Source organism: Proteus sp. FZP2095 (assembly GCF_023701425.1).
Lineage (GTDB): Bacteria > Pseudomonadota > Gammaproteobacteria > Enterobacterales > Enterobacteriaceae > Proteus > Proteus cibarius.
This window is the reverse complement of sequence record NZ_JAMQBJ010000001.1, coordinates 1342161-1368012: the sequence shown is the minus strand read 5'-3', so window position 1 is coordinate 1368012 and position 25852 is coordinate 1342161. Positions and strand designations below refer to the sequence as shown.

36 protein-coding genes and 1 pseudogene are annotated in these 25852 nt (G+C 40.9%); 34 read left to right on the top strand and 3 right to left on the bottom strand.

Translation table 11 applies throughout. The features are described from left to right. The first annotated feature begins 72 nt into the window (after nucleotides 1-72). From NBG71_RS06550 to NBG71_RS06465, 18 genes are all read left to right on the top strand, one after another. Nucleotides 73-261, top strand: coding sequence for a hypothetical protein (locus tag NBG71_RS06550; protein WP_250916684.1), 189 nt, complete (start codon nucleotides 73-75; stop codon nucleotides 259-261). 5 nt (nucleotides 262-266) lie between these two features. After that, nucleotides 267-452 carry a hypothetical protein gene (locus tag NBG71_RS06545; RefSeq protein WP_115370292.1) on the top strand — a complete coding sequence of 62 codons (186 nt, stop codon included), beginning with the start codon at nucleotides 267-269 and terminating at the stop codon, nucleotides 450-452. A gap of 147 nt (nucleotides 453-599) precedes the next feature. After that, complete coding sequence (locus NBG71_RS06540; protein ID WP_250916683.1) at nucleotides 600-1037, top strand: terminase small subunit-like protein; 438 nt, start codon at nucleotides 600-602, stop codon at nucleotides 1035-1037. After that, nucleotides 1030-2259: a PBSX family phage terminase large subunit gene (locus tag NBG71_RS06535; RefSeq protein WP_250916682.1), complete on the top strand. Its 1230-nt coding sequence runs from the start codon at nucleotides 1030-1032 to the stop codon at nucleotides 2257-2259. Before NBG71_RS06540 ends, NBG71_RS06535 begins: the two co-directional genes overlap by 8 nt. Beyond that, entirely contained in the window at nucleotides 2259-3590 is a 1332-nt protein-coding gene (locus NBG71_RS06530) for a phage portal protein (protein WP_250916681.1), read from the top strand. The genes NBG71_RS06535 and NBG71_RS06530 overlap by 1 nt, the downstream gene beginning before the upstream one ends. Nucleotides 3591-3606: 16 nt before the next feature. Next, entirely contained in the window at nucleotides 3607-4398 is a 792-nt protein-coding gene (locus tag NBG71_RS06525) for a phage head morphogenesis protein (protein WP_250916680.1), read from the top strand. 3 nt (nucleotides 4399-4401) lie between these two features. After that, complete coding sequence (locus tag NBG71_RS06520; RefSeq protein ID WP_250916679.1) at nucleotides 4402-5547, top strand: DUF2213 domain-containing protein; 1146 nt, start codon at nucleotides 4402-4404, stop codon at nucleotides 5545-5547. Beyond that, entirely contained in the window at nucleotides 5547-6041 is a 495-nt protein-coding gene (locus NBG71_RS06515; RefSeq protein ID WP_161706827.1) for a structural cement protein Gp24, read from the top strand. Before NBG71_RS06520 ends, NBG71_RS06515 begins: the two co-directional genes overlap by 1 nt. 3 nt (nucleotides 6042-6044) lie before the next feature. After that, nucleotides 6045-7013 carry a major capsid family protein gene (locus NBG71_RS06510; RefSeq protein ID WP_250916678.1) on the top strand — a complete coding sequence of 323 codons (969 nt, stop codon included), beginning with the start codon at nucleotides 6045-6047 and terminating at the stop codon, nucleotides 7011-7013. A gap of 14 nt (nucleotides 7014-7027) precedes the next feature. After that, on the top strand, nucleotides 7028-7390 hold the full coding sequence (locus NBG71_RS06505) for a DUF4054 domain-containing protein (protein ID WP_250916677.1): 363 nt from the start codon (nucleotides 7028-7030) through the stop codon (nucleotides 7388-7390). Then, complete coding sequence (locus tag NBG71_RS06500; protein ID WP_250916676.1) at nucleotides 7387-7974, top strand: hypothetical protein; 588 nt, start codon at nucleotides 7387-7389, stop codon at nucleotides 7972-7974. The genes NBG71_RS06505 and NBG71_RS06500 overlap by 4 nt, the downstream gene beginning before the upstream one ends. After that, nucleotides 7971-8309, top strand: coding sequence for a hypothetical protein (locus NBG71_RS06495; protein WP_250916675.1), 339 nt, complete (start codon nucleotides 7971-7973; stop codon nucleotides 8307-8309). The genes NBG71_RS06500 and NBG71_RS06495 overlap by 4 nt, the downstream gene beginning before the upstream one ends. Further along, on the top strand, nucleotides 8233-8727 hold the full coding sequence (locus NBG71_RS06490; RefSeq protein ID WP_250916674.1) for a phage neck terminator protein: 495 nt from the start codon (nucleotides 8233-8235) through the stop codon (nucleotides 8725-8727). The genes NBG71_RS06495 and NBG71_RS06490 overlap by 77 nt, the downstream gene beginning before the upstream one ends. Nucleotides 8728-8730: 3 nt before the next feature. Further along, nucleotides 8731-10242 (top strand): DUF3383 domain-containing protein, encoded by a 1512-nt coding sequence (locus NBG71_RS06485; protein ID WP_250916673.1) that lies wholly within the window; start codon nucleotides 8731-8733, stop codon nucleotides 10240-10242. 10 nt (nucleotides 10243-10252) lie between these two features. Then, nucleotides 10253-10687, top strand: coding sequence for a tail tube family protein (locus NBG71_RS06480; RefSeq protein WP_250916672.1), 435 nt, complete (start codon nucleotides 10253-10255; stop codon nucleotides 10685-10687). After that, nucleotides 10687-11082, top strand: a complete 396-nt coding sequence (locus NBG71_RS06475; protein WP_071233614.1) for a phage tail assembly chaperone — start codon at nucleotides 10687-10689, stop codon at nucleotides 11080-11082. The genes NBG71_RS06480 and NBG71_RS06475 overlap by 1 nt, the downstream gene beginning before the upstream one ends. Nucleotides 11083-11226: 144 nt before the next feature. Next, entirely contained in the window at nucleotides 11227-13359 is a 2133-nt protein-coding gene (locus NBG71_RS06470) for a phage tail protein (RefSeq protein ID WP_250916671.1), read from the top strand. Between the two features lie 63 nt (nucleotides 13360-13422). Then, nucleotides 13423-13707 carry a DUF6694 family lipoprotein gene (locus tag NBG71_RS06465; RefSeq protein ID WP_250916670.1) on the top strand — a complete coding sequence of 95 codons (285 nt, stop codon included), beginning with the start codon at nucleotides 13423-13425 and terminating at the stop codon, nucleotides 13705-13707. 25 nt (nucleotides 13708-13732) lie between these two features. Here NBG71_RS06465 and NBG71_RS06460 read toward each other — a convergent pair whose 3' ends face one another. Both NBG71_RS06460 and NBG71_RS06455 read right to left on the bottom strand, forming a co-directional pair. Then, nucleotides 13733-14032, bottom strand: coding sequence for a bactofilin family protein (locus tag NBG71_RS06460; RefSeq protein WP_250916669.1), 300 nt, complete (start codon nucleotides 14030-14032; stop codon nucleotides 13733-13735). 15 nt (nucleotides 14033-14047) lie between these two features. Then, a complete protein-coding gene (locus NBG71_RS06455; protein ID WP_250916668.1) occupies nucleotides 14048-14872 on the bottom strand; it encodes a LexA family protein in 825 nt (274 codons plus the stop codon). 102 nt (nucleotides 14873-14974) lie between these two features. On the opposite strand from NBG71_RS06455, the gene NBG71_RS06450 reads away from it, so the two are divergent. The 14 genes and pseudogenes from NBG71_RS06450 to NBG71_RS06385 all read left to right on the top strand — a co-directional run bounded on the left by NBG71_RS06450 (nucleotide 14975) and on the right by NBG71_RS06385 (nucleotide 24177). Next, nucleotides 14975-15148, top strand: a complete 174-nt coding sequence (locus NBG71_RS06450; RefSeq protein ID WP_250916667.1) for a hypothetical protein — start codon at nucleotides 14975-14977, stop codon at nucleotides 15146-15148. Next, nucleotides 15129-16001, top strand: coding sequence for a phage antirepressor KilAC domain-containing protein (locus NBG71_RS06445; protein ID WP_250916666.1), 873 nt, complete (start codon nucleotides 15129-15131; stop codon nucleotides 15999-16001). The genes NBG71_RS06450 and NBG71_RS06445 overlap by 20 nt, the downstream gene beginning before the upstream one ends. Continuing rightward, a pseudogene (locus NBG71_RS06440) lies at nucleotides 15998-16352 on the top strand (BRO-N domain-containing protein); the annotation flags it as partial. The gene NBG71_RS06445 and the pseudogene NBG71_RS06440, both read left to right, overlap by 4 nt. Before the next feature lie 36 nt (nucleotides 16353-16388). Continuing rightward, on the top strand, nucleotides 16389-16649 hold the full coding sequence (locus tag NBG71_RS06435; protein WP_502925855.1) for a P22AR C-terminal domain-containing protein: 261 nt from the start codon (nucleotides 16389-16391) through the stop codon (nucleotides 16647-16649). Between the two features lie 161 nt (nucleotides 16650-16810). Continuing rightward, complete coding sequence (locus tag NBG71_RS06430; protein WP_250916665.1) at nucleotides 16811-17314, top strand: hypothetical protein; 504 nt, start codon at nucleotides 16811-16813, stop codon at nucleotides 17312-17314. A 53-nt stretch (nucleotides 17315-17367) separates the two neighbouring features. Further along, nucleotides 17368-18144, top strand: a complete 777-nt coding sequence (locus tag NBG71_RS06425) for a phage baseplate protein (protein ID WP_250916664.1) — start codon at nucleotides 17368-17370, stop codon at nucleotides 18142-18144. After that, complete coding sequence (locus tag NBG71_RS06420) at nucleotides 18141-18479, top strand: phage baseplate plug family protein (RefSeq protein ID WP_250916663.1); 339 nt, start codon at nucleotides 18141-18143, stop codon at nucleotides 18477-18479. The genes NBG71_RS06425 and NBG71_RS06420 overlap by 4 nt, the downstream gene beginning before the upstream one ends. Further along, a complete protein-coding gene (locus NBG71_RS06415; RefSeq protein ID WP_250916662.1) occupies nucleotides 18454-19278 on the top strand; it encodes a phage protein in 825 nt (274 codons plus the stop codon). The genes NBG71_RS06420 and NBG71_RS06415 overlap by 26 nt, the downstream gene beginning before the upstream one ends. Then, a complete protein-coding gene (locus tag NBG71_RS06410; RefSeq protein WP_250916661.1) occupies nucleotides 19278-19931 on the top strand; it encodes a Gp138 family membrane-puncturing spike protein in 654 nt (217 codons plus the stop codon). The genes NBG71_RS06415 and NBG71_RS06410 overlap by 1 nt, the downstream gene beginning before the upstream one ends. After that, nucleotides 19931-20293 carry a contractile injection system sheath initiator gene (locus tag NBG71_RS06405; protein WP_071233601.1) on the top strand — a complete coding sequence of 121 codons (363 nt, stop codon included), beginning with the start codon at nucleotides 19931-19933 and terminating at the stop codon, nucleotides 20291-20293. The genes NBG71_RS06410 and NBG71_RS06405 overlap by 1 nt, the downstream gene beginning before the upstream one ends. Further along, entirely contained in the window at nucleotides 20277-21401 is a 1125-nt protein-coding gene (locus NBG71_RS06400) for a baseplate J/gp47 family protein (RefSeq protein WP_250916660.1), read from the top strand. The genes NBG71_RS06405 and NBG71_RS06400 overlap by 17 nt, the downstream gene beginning before the upstream one ends. Continuing rightward, entirely contained in the window at nucleotides 21394-22050 is a 657-nt protein-coding gene (locus tag NBG71_RS06395) for a DUF2612 domain-containing protein (protein ID WP_284737288.1), read from the top strand. Before NBG71_RS06400 ends, NBG71_RS06395 begins: the two co-directional genes overlap by 8 nt. Then, nucleotides 22037-23557, top strand: coding sequence for a phage tail protein (locus NBG71_RS06390; RefSeq protein ID WP_250916659.1), 1521 nt, complete (start codon nucleotides 22037-22039; stop codon nucleotides 23555-23557). The genes NBG71_RS06395 and NBG71_RS06390 overlap by 14 nt, the downstream gene beginning before the upstream one ends. Then, nucleotides 23557-24177, top strand: coding sequence for a tail fiber assembly protein (locus NBG71_RS06385; RefSeq protein ID WP_156733215.1), 621 nt, complete (start codon nucleotides 23557-23559; stop codon nucleotides 24175-24177). Before NBG71_RS06390 ends, NBG71_RS06385 begins: the two co-directional genes overlap by 1 nt. Here NBG71_RS06385 and NBG71_RS06380 read toward each other — a convergent pair whose 3' ends face one another. Then, nucleotides 24178-24408: a DNA polymerase III subunit theta gene (locus NBG71_RS06380; RefSeq protein WP_250916658.1), complete on the bottom strand. Its 231-nt coding sequence runs from the start codon at nucleotides 24406-24408 to the stop codon at nucleotides 24178-24180. It lies immediately after the preceding gene. Nucleotides 24409-25043: 635 nt separating this feature from the next. On the opposite strand from NBG71_RS06380, the gene NBG71_RS06375 reads away from it, so the two are divergent. Then, complete coding sequence (locus tag NBG71_RS06375; RefSeq protein WP_083629098.1) at nucleotides 25044-25214, top strand: DUF2933 domain-containing protein; 171 nt, start codon at nucleotides 25044-25046, stop codon at nucleotides 25212-25214. Nucleotides 25215-25475: 261 nt separating this feature from the next. Further along, nucleotides 25476-25814, top strand: coding sequence for a GlpM family protein (locus NBG71_RS06370; protein WP_171455316.1), 339 nt, complete (start codon nucleotides 25476-25478; stop codon nucleotides 25812-25814). The last annotated feature ends 38 nt before the right edge of the window (nucleotides 25815-25852 follow it).

Sequence of the window (25852 nt, the reverse complement as noted above, 5' to 3'; positions counted from 1 at the left end):
AAATTGAGGAGATTGATTTAATTAACATTTAACGATGAATAGGCCCTAGTGGCCTTTTTTATTGGGTGGAATATGAAAAATTACAACATAGACGCCACGACCACAGGGGCTGTAACGAAGGTGGATATAACTAATGGCAACTTGAAGGCTTGTTTGTGTCAGGCTGGAAATGTTAGAAAAATCATCGTTACTGGTCGTGGAAATGTTCGTCAAATCAAAACTATTGCTAAGGCATTTCATGATGTATTGAAAGAAGGCTAGTAATCATGTCAGAAAAATATCACGTAATAGCAACTAAGAAAGACGGTACAACCTACGAAGGCATGATGAGCACCAAAGAGCCTCGTGTGACTAACGGGTTAATCGGTATCGCATCACTCGATGGCTCATGGGTATACATATCACCTGATGAGATTAGTGATATTAAATATGTGCCAGTGGTTGAACAGTAAATGATTATTCATTTTAGAAAATTCTACAAATGTCATTCTTTGAGTGGCATTGATAGAGTTTTATATAGTTTTATATCCTCAACGGTGTCATTGATTGCCGGAGATATATAAACGAAACCAGTTAATTATTCTAAAAGAGGCTGATTAATGGCGACTGAAAAGAAAATGGGTCGCCCTTCTGATTACTTACCAGAGGTGGCGGACGATGTATGCGCTCTAATTGCCGATGGTGAAAGTTTGCGTTCTGTATGCAAGCGACCAGGAATGCCAAACACAACTAAAGTCATGCGTTGGTTACGAGAATATCCTGACTTTCGTGAACAGTACGCGAAAGCAATGGAATCAAGAGCTGATGCCGTGTTTGAAGAGTTGTTTGATATTGCTGATGATGTAACAGAAGAACCAGCGGCAGTTGCTAAGGCAAGGTTAAGGATAGATACCAGAAAGTGGGCTTTAGCAAGAATGAGTCCTAAAAAGTATGGAGACAAGGTAACTCAGGATATTGATTTAAAATCATCTGACGGTTCGATGTCACCTAAGCCAACAACAATCCAGCTTGTACCGGTGGAACCTGACAATGAATGACACTGTGCAGCTTCAGATTCCCGCAAAACTGGCTCCATTATTTACCGCAGTAGGTAAGCGATACCGAGTTTCACACGGCGGTCGAGGCAGTGCAAAGACGAGGACATTCGCATTGATGACAGCGGTTAAGGCATATCAGGCCGCTAACAACGGAGAGTCTGGAGTAATACTGTGCGCCCGTGAGTTTATGAACTCACTGGAAGAGTCGTCAATGGAGGAAGTTAAACAGGCGATTAGATCTGTACCATGGTTGGCTGCTAACTTCGATATTGGTGAAAAATATATCCGCACCATTGATCGTAATGTCAGCTACGTGTTCTGTGGTCTGCGTCACAACCTTGACAGCATTAAATCAAAAGCCCGTATTTTACTTTGCTGGGTTGACGAGGCTGAGACTGTAAGTGAAACGGCTTGGCAAAAGCTTGATCCTACCGTGCGTGAAAGTGGGTCGGAAATATGGGTGACGTGGAACCCTGAAAAGGATGGTAGCGCCACAGATAAGCGCTTCAGGAAACAGCCGGACGATGACATGGTAGTTGTCGAAATGAACTACACAGACAATCCGTGGTTTCCTGATGTACTGGAAAAGGTTAGGCGCAGGGACAGAAAGAACCTTGATGATCAAACCTACGCATGGATTTGGGAAGGTGCTTATCTCGAAAACTCTGATAAGCAAGTATTAGCCAATAAATACGTAGTTCAATCATTCCCTGATGATTTATGGCAGAAAGCAGACAGATTGCTATTCGGTGCTGACTTCGGTTTTGCTAAAGACCCAAACACATTACTACGTCAGTTCATTTTAAACGACTGCCTGTACATCGAGTACGAGGTATACGGTATTGGCATAGAGCTTGACCATATGCCAGCGTTTTACGACAAGATACCTGAATCTCGTAGGTGGCCAATTAAAGCAGACTCCGCACGACCAGAAACAATCAGTTACCTAAAACGCCAAGGTTTCAATATATCAGCAGCCAAGAAATGGCAGGGTAGCGTAGAGGATGGCATTACGCATCTGCGCGGATTCAAGCAAATCATTATCCATCCTCGCTGTAAAGAAACAGCAAAAGAAGCCCGTCTTTACTCATATAAAACAGACCGGATCACTGGTGAGGTTCTTCCCGTTATTGAGGACAAGAATAACCACTGTTGGGATGCGTCTAGGTATGGGCTGGATGGGTATATCAAGGGGCGCACATCAGTATTGGATATTCTCTAATGGCTAAGAAAAATTTAATTACTCGGCTTAATGATAGCTTGAGTAGCATGATGACGTCTCTCGGCGAAAAGATAGGCGCAATTACATACGGCAATAAGAAAAAAGCAGTGCCGGATAATGAATTAATGGCACTGTATGATGGGTCATGGGTAGCGAAGAAATATGTCAATAAAACTGCCGAAGATATGCTTAAACTACCTCGTGAGCTTTCAGGTGACATTGACAGCAAACTTATCCAAAGCATCAAAGATACTGAGACTGAATTGAAGGTTTATCAGGTTCTTAATGATGCACTGACATGGAGTTCATTGCTAGGTGACGCTCTCATTGTTGCGATTACTGATTGTGATGATGAAAGCATAGTCTCAAGGCTCGATCTGGCTGAGGAAGTTATTGTTAAATTCCTAGTGCTAAGAAAAGGTGAGTATACGCCAGACTCTAATGTCATTACTGATATTTCCTCACCGCATTTTGGCGAGCCGATTGTCTATCAGATTGATATTGGCGATAAGCAATTAAAGTTTCATCACACGCGCTGTCACCGAATCAAACTGGGTAAGCACAGCTTGAAAGATAGGGCCAAGTTCGGCACATCTGATCTGCAAACTCCGTACAAAGATATCAAGATATTTGATACGGCGGTTCTTAGCACAGGTGACACAATCCAAGAAGCAAATGTCGATGTTTTATTTATACCGGGTATGAATAATCAGATTGCCAGCGGTGAAGAGGATAAAGTAAGAAAATATCTCACTGTAATGAAGCAGGGGAAATCATCTACTGGCATCCTCGCTATCGATGCGGGTGACTCTAATGCTCAAGGGCGCTATGAACAGAAAACAGCACAGTTTGCTGGATTGTCTGATGTTATTACTAAGATGATGAGTGTCCTCGCTGGTGCGCTGGATAGACCTATTACTGTATTATTTGGCCAGTCTGCAAGTGGCTTCAATTCAGGCGAAGAAGATAACAAATCTTACTACGAAACGATAAACGGGTTGCAAGAAGCGCGGTTACGACCACTTCAGGACTTTATCGATCAGTTCATTCTCGACAAGCTATCAATCAGTGACGAGCTTAAGTATGACTATCCATCAATTGACAGCATTAACGAAGCTGAGCTGGCAACACGGTTCACTGCCTACTCAACAGGCTTCACGTCAATGTTACAAAATAGCGTAATAGACGAAGAAACGGTATTACGTGAAATGGTGGCGAGAGGGTTATTAGTTACAGTGACTGAGGATGATATTAAACGAATAGTTGAATCATCAGGATATGGTGACTATGGAACTACAACAGATATTGGAGCACAAACAGGGGCGACTTAAGCCACGACGAAGGCGAATGAGGCCTATCAAGCAGAGTAAGCGCACTGAGGTTTGGTATCGAGAGCGATTAAACTCTGTAATTGATGAAATGGTTGATGTCATTATCTCTGAATTAGAAAGACCTACACTGAACGACGCCCCAAACACTCCTCCTTTAAGTATCACAGCAAAATTATCTAGAGCAATACAAAAAGTGGCCAATATGTCTATTGCTGACATTGCTAACCGATTGTCTTTTGGTCTAGTAAATCGCGCAAACCAACAAAACAAAGAACAGACACAAAGGACGTATAAAAATGCGTTCGGTATCGACTTGTCTGGAATGTTAGGTGATGGCGCTATTCGTGATGATATGGATAAAGCAGTCAAAGAGAATGTTGATTTGATTAAGTCAATACAGACTGATTTTATCAACGATATTGGTGAGAAGGTTTTCACAAATCTATCAAGTGGTGGGCGTCACGAAAATCTTATTTCAATCATCAAAGAACGTGGTGGCGTATCAAAAAGTAGGGCTAAGTTCATCGCTCGTGATCAGACAGCAAAACTCAACGCAGCATTAACAGAATCACGCAGTCGTGCGCTTGGTCTTGATTTATACGAATGGGGCGGTGCTGGTGATGAACGCGAGCGAGATAGTCATTTTGTATTAAATAACAAACTCTGCAAATACTCAGATCCAACTGTTTATTCTGACGATGGCGGTAAAACGTGGAAGAAACGCAAATCAATTGGAGCATACGAAGGAACACCGGGCACTGACTTTCAGTGTCGTTGTGTGCCTCTCCCTTACGTCTCATGGGATTAATCAATGGCATGGAAAAAAACACCGCAGGGGTACGCTGTTACCACTGCGACGATAACCCGTGCAGGGCCTATTGAATATTACGGTCATGAAATTGGGTTAACTGGCAGTGATGCCAACAAAAAAATATCTATCCTCCGCACACTCGAAGAACTATCAAAACCAGAAACACTGAAATCATTTGAAGGACTCCCGCTAACACTGACGCACCCTGATAGTGGTGAGGTCACAGCGGGTGATCACAAAGAGAAAGCGATAGGTCACATCCAGAACGTCAGGATTGAAGGCGACAAGATTGTTTGTGACGTCTACATCACAGATGCGGCAGCAATCGCAACACTGGAGAAAACAGATGTCCGTGAGGTGTCTGTTGGCTATGAGCCAGCCGAGATCGAAGAGCGTGACGGAAAGTTATATCACATCAATATTCGTGGCAACCATGTTGCCGTGGTAGCAGAAGGGCGCTACGGCGCTGACATTAGGTTAAACGACAAGAAAGGTAAAACGATGCTAAAAACATTGAAAGACGCCCTTAGTTTTATGCAGGGTAAGAAATTAAAAGACGGCGAAGGCAATACCCTTACTGCGGAAGAAATCGCAGGAATGATTGCTGTACTTGAAAAAACACTAACGGAGCTTGATGGTCAGGCATCAGAAGAAGCAATCGCCAAAGCGCAAGAAGTGGCTACGCAATTAGCTGAACTTAAAGCACAACTTGAAGGCATGAGCGCAACACCAACTGATGCAGATCCAGAAACACCACCCGCTGATGATAAGGACGCTCGTATTGCTGAATTGGAATCTGAAAACGCTCAGTTAAAAACCGAAAACCAGAAGCTTAAAGAAGAGCTGGAAGCCATTAAATCTGAAAAGGACACTGACTCAACACTGAATGACGCTAAAGCGCGTTTCCCTAAATTGAAATTCACTGATGCTAAGTCATCTCGTGATGTGCATTCAATCGTTCTATTAAGCACTGGTGCATTTAATGACTCTCAGGTTAAGGCAATGTCAGACGAAGCATTAAGAACGGCTTACGTTGCAGTACAGGCGACATCCAAACCAAAGAGCGACATTGGCAAGCATTTGTTCAATGACTCAGCATCTAAATCAACAAAATCAGTTTCTCACCGCTTAGGGGGTAAAAAATAATGTCTTTCTTTCCTGCTAAATGGGATGCGCCTATTGGCACACTCCGCGCTGGTACGATTTACCGCGCATCAAGCTCTAACGACAAAGTGTGGGGTGAAGAAAACCGCACTGAAAAAGATATGGATTACGGCATCTTTGTAGCGGTCAATCCTGAAGGTGGTGTTAAGCACATTGAAACGGCTAATGATGTTGTTCATGGCATCGTTGTTCGTGACATTTACGGTGATAAAGCACCACACAGCAAAACAACTAACATCGGTCACTTCTCTCATGGTGACTGTGTGGGGGCCTTAACTGTAGAAGGCGAGGAATTTGCTCGTGGTGACTTGGTTTATATCAAAGTTGGTGGTGCTACATCTGGTCGAGTAACCAAAGAAGCCACTGGGAACATCAAGCTTGGTTATTGGGCTGAGAAAGTAAGCAAGGGAAGTAATTGTGTGGCCATCACGCTGGGCTACATGCAAAACGTACAATCAACAGGCTCAGGAGAGTAATTAATGGCTATCGAAGAAGCTTATTTTGAAGAAGTGTTGCAAGAGTCTCTGACTGAGCGAGACAAAGAGTTACAGGAGAAAGAGCTACCTGAAATTAACATTGGTGAAGCTATTCCTGTTAGTGAAGGTCTTGATTTTGCAATGGAGTATTTTGAATACGGACGCACAGAAGTTATGGGTTCTGTGATGGACGGTATTATCGGTAACAAAACTAACTCATTAATCACTATCGACAGTGAAATTGAGATGGAAAAAGCGCCAGTAGCTCAATGGGCTAAGGCAGCATCATGGACTAAGCAGCAAGTCGAAAAGATTGCAAAAGTCGGTCAAAACTTACCTTCTAAAAAGCAAGATGACTTGTATGCTAACGCATTGGCAACAATTCAGTATGCTGGCTATCGTGGGCATAATGCAGTTAAAGGTCAGGAAGGGTTGCTTAATGGCCCATTAGTACAGGTGATTACTGAGAAGTCTAAAAAGTCTATCGCAGATATGACAGCAGAAGAGTTTATCTCAATGATCCTCGATGCCTACAATGTTGCATGGGCTGCATCAGGTTATCGTGTACAACCAACTCACATCGCAATGGATGCAGCTGACTTCATGTTAGCTATGCAGAAGTTTGACACAAACAGTGTGATTGTGGGCGTTGACTTGCTACCAGTATCAGCAATGGATCGCGTTATGGCTGCATTGCGTAAAGCCTCTGGTGATAACGCATTCAGTATTAATTTTGTAAAAATTCCTGCTGAATATGCGCGAGAAATCACAATAGGAAAAACTCGTCTAGTTATCTATACCTACGATGAAGAGTATGTTGAGATGAAAGTTCACATGCCAGAGCTTTTACCTGTTCGCCAGCGAGACCTGCTGACCTATGAGTGTGGTTATCGTGCTGCGTTCGGTGGTGCAATGTGGAAGGTTCCTGCATCAGCAGTGTATGTGGACTATAAAACATCGCCTAGCAAATAATCAAAGGGGGTAGCATGTCATTTCTTGTTCGTTACCCCGAATTTGCCAATGTTGATAAAGCAAGAATTGAACTCGCCCAGCAAGATACTGAAAACCAAATGTCTCGTAAAATATGGGGCAAGAAGTTTGAGCAAGGGCGAGATGCTTTAACAGCACATCTTCTCTATGTCTCTGGCGCATTAACCAAGTCTGGTCATTCAAATGGTAAACCAGTCCAATCCGCGACAAGTAAAGCTGCGGGTGGTTTATCTATTGGTTACTCTGCGCCTGATGCTGGTTTTGGTTCTAATCACGATGGATACGCATCAAGCTCTTACGGTCAGGAATATATCCGACTTCGCAAGCTAGTTGGTGTGCATGTAATGGTGATCCCATGATTAAAAACTCTGGCAAGTTCAACGGTGCAGGGCTTAAAGCATTAGAGGCTCGGATCCGTGCAATGGGTAAGAAAAAGGTTGTGGTGGGCGTTCCTGCTGCAACCAATAATCTTCGAGAGGGGGAATTAAGTAACGCAATGATTGCCGCCGTCCATGAATTTGGTGCAACCATCAATCATCCCGGGGGAACAAGTTATGGTTATCGAACGGAAAAAGATGCAAGAGATGGTAAATCAAGGTTTCTAAGAAATGGTCAGGGATATATGGAAACGGGTAAAACTGGTGCTCATAAAATAAAAATCCCAGAACGATCATTCTTGCGCTCAACATTTAATGAACAAAAAGAAAATTGGTCAAAGTTGATCATCAAAGGGTTTCATCATCAGCTGGCTAATAATGGTGATATAAACTCTGTTCTTGGCTCCGTTGGTGGAGTGATGATGGGAGATGTCCAGAGGAAAATTGAATCTGGTATATCTCCAGCTAACGCTCCATCAACAGTTCGGAAGAAAAAGTCCAGTAAAACACTGATGGATAGCGGTGCCTTAAAAAGCTCAATCACTTATGAGGTACGTGACAAATGATGGATAACTTTGTTGAAGATATCTTCTCTGATCCGTTTTTTGCGCAGGAGCGAGAGTTTGAGGTTAAAGGTGGAGTAAAGCGAACTCTAACATGCATTGTTCAGCCAGCCAGCAATGATGACCTACAAATCCTTCCTGAAGGTGATCGCTACAATCCAACAGTCAGAGTAATGACACAAGAGCCAGTCGAAAACAAAGAGTTGTTTAACTGGAACGGTCATCGCTGGCGCATTATCAGTAAATCGCTATGGAATGATTATGGCTATTACGACACTCTCGCAACTCGATATGAAGGAAGTCAGACGGACGATAGCGGAGGTTTCCCAATTACGTGAAGAGTTGGTTATTGATGGTGATGATGAGACAGATGTTTCAGATTGGAAATATTTCATATCAGTAAACAGATTACCATCAGAGCCCATTGGTACGGAGATTAAGTTTGATGCTACCAATGAAAAAGAAATCGTCACGTCAACCTACGAAACCTCAATCTCTATCAATGCCTTTGGCAGAAATGCCTATCTGATCATCGAGAAGCTATCAACATCAATCAGAACAAGTTACGCACAACAGCTATTTAAACGAATGGGTGTAGGCGTTGTTCGTTCATCTCAAATCAGAAACTTACCAACTGCAATCGCGGGAGGTAAGGAGCAACGCGCTCAGTTCGACTTAGTTCTTTCACATATTCATCGTATCGAAGCACCGCTCAATCGTGGTGAGTCGGTCGTTATCACTACTCAAAAGGATTAATAAATGAGTTTATCAATCAAAGAGGTGATTAACGCTCAAATTTTGCCACAGGCGGCAGCGGCTCAGCGCCGAGATTTGAGCATGGTCGCTATTTTTACATCAGAGGTTGGCGAAGCCTTTCAGGATGCTACGACACGCTATGTGTTTGTGTCTGATGCTGATGATGTAGCAAATCTATTCGGTAGCCAGTCTAACGCACACAAAGCAGCGCAAGCGTTATTCTCAGCACGACCAAAGTTAAAGCGCGCAATGGTTGCTCGTTATGCAGAACAGAAACAAGAAATTCCAGCTATCGCCAATGCACTGAAAGGCTCAACGGTATCCGCTGGTATTAATGCGTTTAAAGCTATCAGTGATGGTGCTATGACGCTGAATATCGCTGGTGAAGAAGTAGAGTTAACAGCGTTAGATTTTAGCAAGGCGATTGGATTTGCTGATATTGCATCGGCTATTGAAGCCAAATTACCAGAAGATAAAAACCTGCAAGTAATTTGGGATGAAGTCGGTCACCGCTTCATTATTCAAGCGAAAACAACGGGTGCTTATCCTGCAACGCGATTGGGTTATGTTACGGAAGCAACTCAAGGCACCTACATCGGCAACATGCTTAAGCTTGAAGATGGTCAGGCGACAATTGTTATTGGTAAAGCGTCAGAAAGTGTTGAAGCTGAAATGCCATCTGATGCGATGCGTAAACTGCAAAATATTTATCAAAACTGGTATGGCGCTTATTTTGCTAACACGTTAACTGACGAACAACTTGAAGATGCTCATGATTGGGTGGTTAGTGCTGATTTAAAAGTGCTGGCATATACCGCTATCCGTGATGAACAAATCGAATGGAATAACGAGAACGTCCTTAAAAAACTGTACGACAAAGCCTCTGGTCGCTTAATGGTTCAGTTTAATAAAACGGGTGATGATCATGCCGCCGCTGAATTACTGGCAATTGCAGTCTCAACCGTGTGGCAAGGGCAAAACACAGCTAAGACAGTTAAATTTAAACAGCAATCTGCGGTTCGTTCTGATGACCGAGTGACATTAACGGACGCTCGAAAGTGTCGCAGTTTAGGTGTTAATTACTACACCGACTATGACGGCATCAATATGTTGGCTGAAGGTACGATGCTTGGCGGAACATTCATTGATGAAGTCATGGGTTTAGATGCTTTCATTGATGCATGCCAGCGCGAAGCATTCACCACACTACAGGCCAACCCAACAAAAGTACCTCAAACCGATAAGGGCCAATCAATGCTAATCGGCTCATTAGTCGTTATCGGTAATGAGTTTGTGCGGAACGGTTTTCTTGCTGGCGGTTTATGGCGTGGTAATGATGTGGGTGAGCTAACTTATGGTGACCGCCTAAACGAAGGTTTCTATTTCTATTCAGATAGCTTTGACACGCAATCACAGGCTGACCGCGAGGCTCGTAAGATGATGCCGATTATGTGCGCAATCAAATTGGCTGGTGCTGGTCACTCCGCTGATTTACTCATCCAATTCAATCGTTAAGAGGTAAGAAATGGCTTTATATAGACATGATCGCAGTATTCTAACCATTAACGGTTATGAGATTACTGCGTTTGATGAGTCAGCAGACTCTATTTCAATCGCGCCAATTGGTGATGATGGCGCGTTCACAATCGGGGCTAGTGGTGGCGGTGTCTTTGTTTTTACAGGCAATGAATCTGCAACACTAACTATCAAGCTATTACAACACTCCGCGGATAATAAGTTTTTATCTGATTTGCGTAACCAGATTTTAAACAGCCAGTCTGCGCCAGCGCCTATCGAGTTTTACCTTAAAGACACTTGGAATGGTGATGAGATTGTGGGTCATGTTGGTTTCTTCACTACACCGCCAACCATCTCACGTGGTACATCACACAACCCAACTCAATGGGTACTGCAATTTGAGAAAGTTATCACTAAATTAGCCAAAGGAGCACATAACTAATGGAAAAAGACAATATCACTTACGAACACCGCCACAGTAACTTTGTGGAAGCAATGACGCACGCCAAGAAATTACTTGCCATGTTCAAGGGTTGCATGTCTTTATCAGGCAAAACTGTTGATATTGACCTTGGTGGTGTGCTGGCAAACATCGGCTCTCCTGAGATGCAAAGCGCAGAGAAATTCATTTTAAAATGGGTTACTGCAAAAGATGCTGACGGCAATGTTATTCAGTTGGATAAAGTTGATGTGTTTAACAAGCACTTTAACGAACACCGATCTCACTATTACCCACTTATTATCGAAGGGATGAAATTCCACTTTGCGGATTTTTTGCCCGGTGGCCTCGCGTCCAAGGTAAATACTCTCAACTTGGAGGAGTTGACAGTGGCGTAAGTGATGTTGACTGGTTAAAGATGCTTCCGATCATGGAAGGTAAATACACTGGTCACGATTTGAGAACGACTGCAACGCTCGAAGATGTGCTTGATTTTCATGAGGCATATGTCGAGCGTTTGTTATCTCAGCAGAGGGCGGACGATGGAAATAGAGGAACTACTGGTCGCCATCGGCGTTGATACGTCACAGGCGGCCAAGATTAATGAAGTCGTTGTCGCCCTCGCAACGGCAGCGACTAAAATAGCGACAGAAGCAAACAAGATTAATGACAATCTTGGTGATATCGGGGATCAGGCTTCTGATGATTTAGATGATGCATCTCGACGGGCTGACGAGGTGGGCGGTAGTCTAGGAAGGCTCAAACTACTGGCATTAGGGATTGGTGCAGTAGTGGGCATGGCAACCGCTAAAGTATTAGGATTTATTGACGCCTCGTTAGCCGGTGCTAAAGAGCTAGCACAAGAAAAAGGCTTACTGTTCGACATCTCCAAGAAGGAACTGGCTCAAGCCGATGAGTATCAGGAGGCAATGAAGAAAACAGGGTTATCTATTGAGTCCATTAAAACAAAGATAGCGCTTAATCTCGTTCCTCAGCTCACCAAGGCAACGCAAGGCTTTAATGATTGGTTAGGTGCCAATAAAGAATTAATCACCGAGGGGCTTACGCAAGTCATTCAGTGGGGCGCTAAAATCATTCAAATGGTCGTCAATTCGATTAAAGCAGTCAGCAAGCTAGTTGAAAGCACAGTCGGCTGGAAAGGCGCTATTCTCGGTATTATCACCATTCTGGCGGTACTCAAGAAATCAATGATCATGGCGTTCATTGCCAACCCGATAACGTGGGTGATTGCCGGCATTGTGGGCTTAATGCTCTTGCTTGATGATCTGATGGTTTACCTAGAGGGTGGCGACTCGTTATTTGGTGACTTTTGGGGGCCTGCAATTGAGTGGGTGAAATCTGTCATTGCATGGTGGAATAAGTTCTACGCTGAAAACAAAGTTATCTTTGATGCGATAGGTGAAGCATTTAAGAAAACATTCTCGGCAATGGCAACCATCGTGGGCGGTGTGTTCGGCTATCTCTTTAATTCTCTTAAATTCTTAGTCGGCTTATTTACTGGCGATACTGAGATGATGGGGGAAGCGTGGGAAGGTTTAACCGATAGCATGATGCAAATATGGGATGGTCTGATGGATGTGCTTTCTGGCGCACTTGACGGACTCGCTATCATGTTTGAAGTTCTGCTTAAGGTGATTGCAAATATCTGGGAAGGAATTAAATCAGGTGCCGGCTCTGCGTTTGACTGGATGAAAGACAAAGCATCACTATTTGTCTTTGCGCTCTCAGAAGTATTCGACGACATTATTGATTTTATTACTTATCCATTCATTTTGGCTTGGGAAAACATCACTGAGTTATTCTCAAACTTAGTCGATAACACCAAGGCACTCCTGAAGCGGATAGGCGATATCTTCAGCTCAATTGTTGACGCAATTAAAAAGCCATTCTCCAAGTCATTCCAGTGGGTTAAATCGAAGAGTAAGTCCTTTGTTAGCGAAATTAAGGACGCATTCAAGCCTATTATCGACTTTGTTCTCTCACCGTTTAAAGCGGGCTTTGATTTAGTTAAGAAGCTCTATGACACCTTTACTGACGATTCTACATCATGGACTGAAAAGCTCGACATTGCTTTCACCGCGATTAAAGACTTCCTGTTTGCACCGTTTCAAGCAGGGTGGGATTTAGTCAAAGGTTTATTCAATATCAGTGATGCTGATGCTAAGAAGTTTGTAGATGATATTGGTAAGGCATTTACAGGCGTGACAGATCTGATTAAGAAGCCGTTTAAAGCGGCACTGGATTGGATAGAGAAAAAATTTGAGTATGTATTTAACCTAATAAATAATGGTATTGATAATCTTACTGGTGAAGATGAAAACCCAACAGCATCGGAGTTGACGCCTGAAGAACAACAGGCACTTAACGATAAGATGTCAGCATTTACTTCTGGCGTTAATGATGAAGTGAGTAAATTCTCAGGGAAGTTAATTGATACTATTCAAAGTTTAGCTTTCTTTCCTGAAAATGCTAATGCTGTAATGGCTAACGCTCAGGCGAATAGAAATATTTCTGTTCAGATTGGAGATACGACAATTCACCAGAGCATAGCATCGAGTGATCCACAAAAAGCTGCTTCACTTTCTTCTGATGCTTACAGTAAAGCTAATAGGTTAACTTACCAAAATTTAATGAGCGCTATATCACCTAATTAATAGTTTTGCTTTCTTTTGCTGTTAGTCATTATTATCCTTAATGAATTACATAAGGAGAATAACGTGAAAAAACTATTAGTTGTTGCTGCATTATCTTTGTTTTTAGTTGGGTGTGGTGAGCCTAAAATAGATGCATCTAGTGATGCAGCCATGAAGGAATCTATCGCCGCAGTGCAAAAGGACTTATCTGACAGTGATAAAGTTAAATTCAACAAAAGCATTATGAGAATTATTGCTCAGGTTGGCTTTGATTTTAAAACTACCGAGGAAGAAAAGGATAAGGCATTAAGAGCCAAACTTGATGGCAAGACTGCTCAAGAGATCATTGAGATGGGTGAGAATAAATAACAAAACCCCCGAAAGGGGGTTGATTTTAACTAGATGCCCCAATTTTTGCTCCAGATGATGTTTTTGTTCTTCCTGCTAAAGTGGTAACACTCCCAGTTACCACTCCGTGTATTTCTACAACGCCACCATTATTGATTACATTACCCGTAATAGTTCCATAGACGTTGGCGATAGCACCATCATGCACAATAACATCACCCGTTACCTTTCCATTAATATCTGCTCGATGGTTAGTGTTGACAATTAATTGCCCATCAATAACTCCATTAACAGTTACGTTTTCTGATGTATATAAGTCACCAGCATGGGTGTTTAGGATGTTCATATAGCCTCTTTTATTTCATTGTGATGTTTTTTTAATTAGTTTCTCTAGCATGGATTCGATTTTGTTTAATCTGTTATTTAAATCCTTATTTTCTTTATGTTTAAACCCTAAATCGCTTTCATATATTTCACCCAAGGAGTCGATTGTTGGCTTTATAAGTCCATCTTCTTTACTTCTTATTCTTAGTTCGTATAAATCGTATTGAGAATGTATAGCTACGGCGAATATATCCATATCATCATTCAACGCAAGATCCGAATAACTTGGGTTTAATGGGTGTAGATACCAGCTTCTATTTATTTTAATTAACTGCTTAAACGTTACATCTTGATGGTTGTGTAGATAAGCCAATACAAAATCACCATTTTGCGGAGTGATTCCTGGGTCAAATGTAATTATAGAGCGATTAGTAAAGCTAACTCCTTCACTTGATTCCATTGAATCGCCAGATATCGATAAGGCGAAGCATTTTCTATTTGCTCTTTCTGGAGCCGTAACAAATGCAATTGGAGCCATTGTTTTAACTAGGTTTGCTTTCCCGCTATACAGGCCATAAGCTTGATCATATGTATATAAAGGTATTTCTGGAACAGTAATTGTTTTTCTTACATTGCTTATGTCAGGTCCGTCTCCAACACCAGATTTTAACCATTCAGCAGAAGTCCCCAATGCAACTGCTAGGTTATTTAATGCTTTCTCCCTAGGCTTGGCCTCGCCACCTTCATAAGCAGCAATTTGCCTAGGAACCACACCAACTTTTTTCGCTAATTCTGATTGCGTTAACTTTAGTGAGTTTCTAGCCATCGAAACTCTAGTGGGAAATAATTCGTCAAAATTCATAAATGAGCCTTTAAAAACTCATTGACTCAACATGATTATCAGGTATGATAAAAACACATCAATGAGTAATTGAAAATTCAATAATACATAATGAGGTGAATAATGAAACAAAATGCAATTAAGAGCAAGCAGATTAGTTATCGCTTACGTCCAGAGGTGGCAGAATTTCTAGAAAGTTATGCTGCAAAGACTCATCGATCTATTCAAGGAATGTTGGACACTATCATGGACAGAGTTATTGATAAGGAGCAAAAAGGTGAGAGTATTATTCAATGAAAACAAAACCCCAATGGCGGCAACCAGTGGGGCTTCAAGTAAAGTTAACCTAACCAAAGGAAATAACTCTATGAATACTTTAGCAGTTAACAACCAAGTTGTCACCATGTCTAGTAGAGAGATAGCCAAACTAACGGGTAAAAAAATTAGTGCTGTTCATTCAGATATTCGCGCAATGGTTCCAGCATTATATGCGTCAGATAATGGTGAAAAGGTACGTTCATATGCTTGGGGAACTACAAAGAATGAGATGATCTCGTTTTTAAATCATAATAAAATTCAAGGTATTACAATTAATTTTGATGATAGAGGTTATGTGTACGAGTTCTTATTAGACCGTCGGCATACTGAAATCTTAGTCACTGGATATGATATCAAACGTAGAGCAGTTGTGATTGACAGATGGTATGACTTGGAGATTGGAAACGCTAAACCATCTATTGATCCAATGATGGCACTTAATGACCCTGCTTTCTTACGTGATGCTTTAATTTCTTACACTGAAAAGGTTATGCACCTAGAAAACCAAGTCGAGGAAATGAAACCTGATGTTGACGCGCTAACCCGTATTGCTAAAGCGGAAGGATCTCTATGTGTTACTGACGCCGCCAAACAATTACAAGTTAAGCCTAAATCACTATTTGACTTAATGAGTCATAGCAAATGGATCTACCGTCGCCTCGGAACGGCTTGGATTGCATATCAAGATAAAATCCAGCAAGGTTTACTTGAGCATAAAGTCACTGTTGTTAAAAGTTCCACTGGTGAAGATAAGCAAGTATCACAAGTTCGTGTTACAGCAAAAGGCTTATCTAAACTAGCCAAATTATTAAATGTGGAGGTGGCGGCATGAAAAACGAAATCGTCTCTTTCACTCCGTTTGTTTTTGGTGGCACTCAAATAAGAACCATCAAACTATAAAAATGATCCTTGGTTTGTTGCTGTTGATGTTTGTAGAGCGCTTAATATTTCCAATGTTACTGATGCTTTGTATAAGTTAGATGATGATGAAAAAGAGACCATCGGTTTAACCGAGAGTCAGGCAGGTCATGGTGCTCAGAGCTTAAATATCATTTCAGAGTCTGGAATGTACACTCTTGTATTGAGATGTAGAGATGCAATTAAAAAAGGTTCTGTTCCACATAAATTTAGAAAGTGGGTTACGAATGAGGTATTACCTTCAATCCGTAAAAATGGAACATACTCAGCCAAAGACTCAGCATCATTAAGTGATGATGATTTGCAGTTTCTATGTTGGATGTGGAAATTCAATCATTCAATGGCTAATGCAATGACTGCTATTCACCCGTTATTGCACGTTGCAGAGCATCGCCTAGAAGGTAAGTTTTACGAAGCACCAAGAGAGGCGAAGAGAAATGCAGAGATTTGCAGAGTTATTCTAGAAAAAGCGACTAACCACATACATATAGATAGAAATCAATTAGATAATTGGCGAATTCTTCACGGAATAAGAAACCCTCAAAACATTATTTATCAGTAACACCTAAGCCAAGGACGGCTTGTAAAGCAAATGTGCTTTACTAATAAAATCAATGTTTAATCTGTATTGTAGTATTCACAACGCAGATTTAAATCTTTACATACACGCCTCTTAACTGAGGTTTTTCACGTTGCATGTATAAACCACTAGGAGGTGATAAGATGAAATCTTTAAACTGCAACAGAGGACGCTTTATGACTATTACATACGAAAAAATGCGTGAAAAAATGGAAAGCATTAAAAGCGAAAGAAAAAATCGCTTCGATTTCATTCAAAAAAGTATTCGTGAATTAGTTGAGGCTTATAAAGGATCTCTTTATCTTCCTAACAAAACATGGAAAGGCATTGATGATAAAGAGTATCAGTATGTAACAATTGGGAAAATGATCAATGGAAAATTTTCCGATCAACCAGTTGAGCCCATAGAATACCATGTTGTTAATATTGCAATTGCTACTGTGGTCGATGATACGGGTCGTGGCGGACAAAGTGCAATTTGCGAACTTGAGATATCAACAGATAGGTTTGCGGAAGAGTTATACGTGCATGTTAAAGGAAGAAACGGCAGGAAAGTAACTATTATTGATGGTGATTACAGGGAAGCCTGTGATCTTATAAAAGATGTCTCATATTCTGATATCTCTGGATATGATGATTTTGAGTAATTATCACAATCATCAATGAGGTCGCATAAGCGGCCTTTTTTATTGGAGCCAACATGGACTTAACAAGCGGATTATTTACAGGTAGAGCGTCAGTGGTCACGCGCTCTATTGGTGACTTTATTCTCGATTGCACAGTAAGAGAAGAACATGCCTCATCGTTACGATTAACAAAGAACCCTGTTGAGTCTGGTGCTGATATTGCAGATCACGCGATCCTAGAGCCTAAGACATTAACTGTGACAGGTGTTGTTGTTGGTTATGAGCCACCTCAAAACTTTAAGAACCTGACTGGATTCGATACCTCTGTACTTGATGATTATCCATTGCCATTAGAAATATCAGCGAATATGAAGCAAGCAGAAGCAATGATTGAGCAATATATCGGCATTGCTAATGCTGGTCTTGATGCAGCAGGAAAAGTATTAGCACCGTGGTATCCAGATTCTGGAATAGGCAGTGCTGACACATCTCAAACGCTGGATAGAGTTGGTCGGGCTTACGATAGTTTGTTATCACTGCAAAAGCATGGTGAAACGATAGATGTACAAACAGGCATTAAGTTATACAAAAACATGATGATAACGAATGTCGGTACTATTCAAGATAAGCCGGGTTCTGCTGAGGTTACTTTAACACTTGAGGAGATATTCATTGTCGAGAACCAGACCGCAAAAGGGCTTCACCCTGATTTAAAAGGACAGCCTCAAAAGCAGAACATGGGGAGAACTCAGCCAGCGAACAAAGTTGTCGATAAAAATAGCTCAGTGATCACGGACATTAAGAATGCAGTTGTAAGCTCAGCTAAGGACTTAATGGGAGTTAAGCCATGATTTACGAAATGCCAGTCTCAAACAAACCCATTCAAGAGCAGATATTTACACTGTTCGATATGAATATTCGCCTAACGCTTTACTTTAACTCAGTATCAAAAGGCTGGCAGTTTGACTTATTCGATGCTGATAAAAATAAGGTGATCACTCAGCGGCAAGGGTTAGCTGTTAATGCACCATCACTACTAGAAAAGAACTTACCTTTCATTCTGATGCTATCTGATAAATCGCAGTTTGGTATTAACTCAGTTTCTCGAAATGAACTAGGCAATCGGCTCAGGCTGTATGTTATGGATAAGGAGGTTTGGCGTGAGGCAATTCGGACGACAACTTAAATTAGTGATCGGTAGTGATAAACAGTCACTTGAAATAACAAACCTACGAGTCACATTTGAAGTAAAAAAAACATTAACACCAGAACCAAATCCCGCAGTTATCAGAATTTATAACCTCAACGCCTCTCACCGTAACTTACTAACAAGCAAAGAATTTAATAGAGCCTCACTGTCAGTAGGCTATGAGGAACTGCGCCAAATTTATGCCGGTGATATTGTTGAAGCTAACACACTTAGAGATGGTGAAGATTTTATTAGCGAGTTGATATGTGGTGATGGATTCAAAGCCTACACATCATCAGTGGTAAATAAAACACTGTCAGCTGGTAAGAGTGATGCTGAAATTCTAAACGAGAATACTCAGTCGATGGGTATCGAAACGGGTGTTGTTGATTTGCCAAAAGATAGGCAGTTACCTCGAGGCAAGGTGATGTTTGGGGATCCTCGTGAGTTGCTTCACAAGATAGCCAAGAATAACGATGCTCAATGGTCTATTCAAGATGGTCAAATGACAGTCTTGCCCAAAGATAAAGTGCTTGCTGATAACGAAGGGTTCGTGCTTTCACAAGAAACCGGAATGATCGGCTCACCAGAGAAAACGGATGATGGCCTTAGTTTAACTTGTTTGTGTAATCCGTCATTACGGATCGGTGGCTTAGTCAGGGTTCAATCAATCATGTCTGAGTATAACGGTGATTATAAAATCACTGAATTGAGCCATGAGGGTGATTTTCTTGGTGATGATTGGTACTCACAAATCACTTGCATAGGTGGCAGATTTAAAAAGGTGGAAAAATAATGGAACCATCTCTACTGGATGTTTTATCGAGACAATCAGAAAATCAGCGGCAAGATATACACACTGCATTACCAGCTCGCCTTATTTCATGTAACGGGCATAGCGCAACAGTTGAGTTAATGATAACTCACCTAATGAAAGACGGTAGCTCGATTGCTTTACCTCCTCTTGTCGATGTTCCTGTTGGTTTTTATCGTGGCGGCGGTTTTTGCGTTACTGTTCCATTGAAAGAGGGCGATGATGGTCTAGTTATATTCGCGGAACGATGCATTGATGGCTGGTACGCGTCAGGCAAACAATCAGTGCCATTAGATACACGATTCCATGATTTATCTGATGCTTTTTTCCTGCCGATGGGAAGTAGTCAGCCAAATAAAATACCAGATTATTCCAGTGATTCACTATCAATGCAGACCGATGATGGCTCGACATTCATTCGAATGAAGAAAGGTAAGATCCTTATTCAAGGGGATATTGAACATACGGGAAACAATACACAAAAAGGTAATACGCTTATAAATGGCAATCACTCAGTGAAAGGCAATAGCGAATCATCAGGTGGCTCCATTAAGCACAACGGTAAAAATATTGGTGATACGCATACTCATAGTGGTGTTGAAACCGGTCATGGAAATACAGGAGCTCCCAATTAATGAAAGTCAGACGACTAGATAATAATCACGATTGGACTTTTGGAAGTGGACGAGCTGACTACGCAACTAAATCTGAGGCGATTAGCCAATCTGTTTTAACGCGACTCCTATCCCTGCGCAATGACTGGTTTCTCAACACAGAACATGGTGTTCGCTGGTTTGATTATTTGCGAAAAAATCCAAATCTCATCGCAATGGAAACAGAGATAAAAGGCACTGTTTTAAATACAGATGGCGTAGAGCAGATCACTGATTTTGATATCCAGCTTAATCCCGACACGCGACGATTCACAATATCTGTCACGTATATTGACATTTACGGAAAAGAAAGTGAGGTAAACACAGATGCTCCAAATAACTGAAACAGGGATAGTTATTGATAGTCTGTCAGATGTGCATAAGCGACTCACTGACGGTTTTAAACGGATTTACGGCGATGATATTAGTATTGATGCAGATAGTCCTGACGGGCAGATGATAGGGTTATTCTCTCAAGAAATAGACAACATCAATCAGGCATTATCAATGATTGCTCAGATGTTAGATCCCTACAAAGCAACAGGCGCATGGTTAGAACAGCGAGCAATGTATGCCGGTATTGTTCGTAGAGGTGCAGATTATAGTTACTTAGATGACGTGATCGTCACAGGAAAACAAGGTGTAAAAGTGCCGAAGGGCTCTATTTTCTCAGATGGAAATTTATCAAAGTGGGTCACGCTTGTTGATGTTGTTTTAGATATTAATGGGTCGGCAAGGGTGAATATGAGAAGTCATGAGTTAGGCGCTTTCTCAATTCAAGCAGGGAAAGAGTTATCAATGGATACTGTAATTGTTGGCATTGAAAAAATCACGACAACAAAAACAGCCAAAGAAGGTGTGTTTGAGGAGATGGACGGCAGTTTGTTAACTCGACTCATGCGTTCGCATTCAATTAACAATCATGATGATAGGCAAGGACTTGAAGGCGCTTTACTTGATTTGCCTGACGTAAAACAAGCCAGAGTATACGAAAACTTCACCAACCAAACTGATGATAAAGGTGTACCTGCACACTCGCTAAATGCGGTTGTGATCGGTGGCAGTGATGATGATATAGGGTTAACCATCCTCAAAAAGAAAATAGGTGGTTGCGGTGTGTTTGGAAGTATCAGCAATACCCAAGAATATGCAGGGGCACAAAGGACGGTTAAATTTGATAGAGCATCTAGCGTCAACATTAAAGTTAAGCTCTTATTAGAAAGGGTGGGTGGATTTCACGATATAGATACAGAAAGCATAAAATCAGCGCTATCAAACACACCATTTGAAATAGGCGAGTCAGTCTATGCTATGCGCCTAACTTGCCAAGTTAACTCAGTGCAAGGCTTCTATATTAAGTCTATTACCGTTAATGGTTCGGATTCGGTGAAAGTTGGAGTTAGGCAGTGCGCTCAAATTAGACCTGAAGATGTGGAGGTGCTAATTGAGTAAACAGAGAGAAGATTTTCTAATTTGGCAATACAGAGGAAAACCCAAGGCCCGACAAACAGTCGGGCTTTTGCTATCTGAAACTAAGAAAACATTTGAATCAGTTATACAACTATCAACGATATTAAATGTAAAACAATCATCAGGGTATGGACTTGATTTAATCGGTAAGCATGTCGGCATCAATCGAATAATGAAGTCATTCATTCCAAAGGATTATTTTGGTTTTTTGTGTATTGATGGTGCGCTTGGTTTTAATGTTGGTGTTTTTTATCGATATGGCGATGCATTAAAAGAATCATCAAAACTGGATGATGACGATTACCGTTTCTTTATCGAAGCGAAGATCACAAAGAACTATCAATCACCTGATATTGAAGGAATTACACATTCCATCAGAAACCTATTGGGTGAACAAACATTTGTTATAGATAACTACGATATGACGATGAATATTGTAGTTCCAGCCGATTATTTAACTCCTTTCAGGCTTCATGCCATAAAAAACTTAGACATCTTAGTTAGACCAGTAGGTGTCAATTACAAATATTTAGTTATCACTGACTCTCATCCATTCGGATGGGCTAACGATCCGTACTCATTCGGATTCAATGATGGAAAATTTACGAGGTTAATGAATGTCAGTAATTAAAAAGCCAGATCTAAAAATATTTGCTCAAGATGCAAAAACAGGCGAGATCGAAACATTTCCAGACGTACTGCGCGGATGGGGTATCACACTGGAAAGAACAGCCGGAAAGCCTCCATTAGAATGGTTTAATGCTATCGGTAAACGAGTGGATGAATGGTTAATGTATCTAACTCAGCGCGGCTTAGCTGAGTGGGATAGTACAGTTGATTATCCGAAAGATGCATTAGTACAGCATTCATCTGTTTTTTATGTTGCATTAAAAACAACGAAAGGGGAACAACCAAATACATCACAAAGCGCTTGGAAACCGCTAGTTGATTTTTTAGGTGTAAATAACAAGCTCGACAAAACAGCAATCGTGCAATCCACAGGCACATCAACAACAAGCGTAATGAGCCAGAAGGCGTCCTCTGATGCATTTCAACCCAAAGGCAACTATGCTGACAAATCGTCAACCAACAATCAGGCGTTCTCTGGCGCTGTTGAGTCTAAATATATCACCGCAACTGATGGGAGTGAGCGACAACTTGGATTGAGAGCGCGTGCAGACGATGATAGGTGCTTTATTTCAAATAAAAAAGGTTCTCAATTTTATGAAATAACTGTACCTGACAGAACTGGAACCATGGCCTTGATTGGTGACTTATATAGTAAAACTGAGTGCGACGCTAAATTTCAACCAAAAGGTAATTACCAATCGATTGGTTATAGTTATTCAAAATCAGAATCAGATTCAAAGTATCAGCAGAAGGGTGATTACTCCATTAAAGGAGATAGCTACACAAAAGCGGAGTCGGATGCAAAGTATCAAGCGAAAGGTAGCTATCAAGCAGAAGGATATAGTTACTCTAAAAGCGATTCAGATAGTAAATTTCAACCCAAAGGCAACTATGCTGACAAATCGTCAACCAACAATCAGGCGTTCTCTGGCGCTGTTGAGTCTAAATATATCACCGCAACTGATGGGAGTGAGCGACAACTTGGATTGAGAGCGCGTGCAGACGATGATAGGTGCTTTATTTCAAATAAAAAAGGTTCTCAATTTTATGAAATAACTGTACCTGACAGAACTGGAACCATGGCCTTGATTGGTGACATTGAAAATTCGGAGTTAGTTCCCCACCCTATACCGTGGTCACTACCCACAGCACCTTCTGGTTATCTAATCTGTCAGGGGCAGACATTCAACAAAGCGACATATCCTAAACTAGCTATTGCATATCCATCTGGAAGACTTCCTGAATTACGTAGTGAATTTATCAGAGGTGCGGATGCAGGGAGAGGGATTGATACGGGTCGCGAGGTGCTATCTTCCCAATCAGGGAATAGCTTATTAAGCGCTAGAGGAGTTGGGGGTAACAGTGAGTTTTCTTTAAAAATGTCCTCCGGATCTATCGGCACTGATAACCAAGGACAACGTGAAATTTATCAACAAATAGAAGACCAAAACGGAAATGAAACTCGACCACGCAATATTGCATTTTTATACATAGTGAGAGCAGCATAATGAACAAATATAATTTAGATATTCAAAATGGAAAAATTGGTGAGAATGGTTTAGCTGAAGTTGCTGGCTGGGTGAAATGCTATTTGTCACATCCTCATACTCGTGAATATATGGGCGCAACAATGGAAAACGTTATGTTTGATGTTTCTCTTCAATTGGGAGCATATCTGGATGAGCCTAAGTTGCCAAAAAAAGAAAATCAGGCAATAAGACGCAAGATTGATGGTAGCGCATGGGAAATTGTCGATGACTATCGCGGGCTTGTTGCATATCACATACAAACAAAGCAACCAGTAAATATTGATTTTATCGGATCATTACCTGATACATTAACACTATTACAGCCGAGCAGTGAGTTCGATAAGTGGGATGGCGAGAAATGGGCTACAGATGAGCTAGCTATTAAAGAGGCTCAAGTTAACTCAGCTAAGAAACAAAAAGCAGAGCTATCACAAGAGGCTGAAAATCGCATTGTGCAATTAGAGCGCAAAGTTAAATTAGAAATGGCAAATGAAGCAGAGGTTGGCCTACTAAAATCATGGGAAATTTACACAGTCAAGCTCGACGATGTAAATCCAGAGTTAGCACCTGATATCGAATGGCCACAAAAACCTGAGTGATCACTCCGTTCTCAAATACTGCACCGAATTCCCATCTGGCAACCTCTTACTTCTCTCTCGATAAAATGCTAGTCGTTCATTAAAGTACGCTCTCAAATGTGCTGGTTGTTGTCGTTCAACTTCGGATGCAACAACTGGCATATTGAGTCGCTCTTTATATGCGACACCTGAAGCTGATAAATCGACATTGATTTTATCTTTTTCTTCTTGAGTTAGGTTTGCGAGGTTCATAACAGATCCGGTTAGTTTTTGGAGAGTATAGCAGGAAGGTAGTAGGTGGGGACGTATAGGGGGCAAAAAATTACCGCAAACTTTCTCGAACTAACTCACGCTTGAGAAAATAATTTGCGGTAATCGTCTGCTAATCTTGAACTAACTCGAACTTTTTAGATTTGTGATATCTGTACTCCCATATAATGAGTATGCAGGTTTAGTAGCTTATCATTTGATAAAGGTGACTTTTCTTTTATATAGCTATAAAGAAGCACCTAATTAAAACAGAATGGGGCATTTTGCTCAATATCATTGAATGGATGATATAAGTTTTTGTATGTAATTAAACATTCGAATACTTATACTATTGCCTGTTATTTATGGTGATGAGTGCCCCGATTTGTGTTGACGTTTCGTAGTCAGAGATATTCATTTTTCCATGAAACATGAATTTTTATATCTAGCTCTAAATTTTATGGTAATCCTATTATTAGTCGTGGTGAAAATTATCTCAATATTTTTGAGAACACGATGTATATGCCAAATAAATAAAAATTATTGACAAAAATACGGATTAAATAACAAATCAATACTAGACCTTCCTCTTAGAGTAAGCCCTATCATCTTCTAAATCGTGATTTTGGGAGATAATTATGTGGGAACTTCTAAGAGATAATTGGTTTATTTTGATGTTATTACTTTGCCCGTTAATGCACCTCTTTATGCATAAACATCATCATGGCGAAAATAGTTCACACGATTGTTGTAAGAATAAAGAAGAAACAGAGGCACCAGAAAAAAAGAAAACACATTTAGATGCTTAAGAATGAGACTTTATATTGTTTTTGAGCTAAATAATGAGATTTAGCTGTGCCTTGATGAAACTTTAGCTGACAATCACTGTGAGAGTTTTTATAAAGTTCGGCCATGTTTATCTTTATTTTATGGGTAGGTACATAGCATAGCGGGTTTTATCATCATCAAAAATATCATACTATCTTAAACCACAAAAAATAAAATCAGCTCACATACAAATATGAATAGGTATGATAGTAGTAAGGTTTTTGTAAATTGATGAAAAAATAATGGGATTACTGGTTAAAGCACTGATAGGTGCGTTTGTTGTGGTATTAATCGCTGTTTTATCAAAATCTCGCCATTACTATATTGCGGGATTAGTTCCTCTATTTCCCACTTTTGCACTTATTGCACACTATATTGTGGGTTCCGAACGCTCGATTGAAGCGTTACGTACCACCATTATTTTTAGTCTATGGGCTGTTATTCCTTATATGATTTATCTAATTTCACTCTATGTGATGATCAACTATGTGAAATTATTTACGGCGCTAGCTACGGCAGTGATTTGCTGGGTTATTGCTGCTTGGTTACTTATTCAGTTATGGAACAAATTTCATGGATAGAGCCTTTGCTTTTTCCTATTTATTGTCATGTCGAAAAA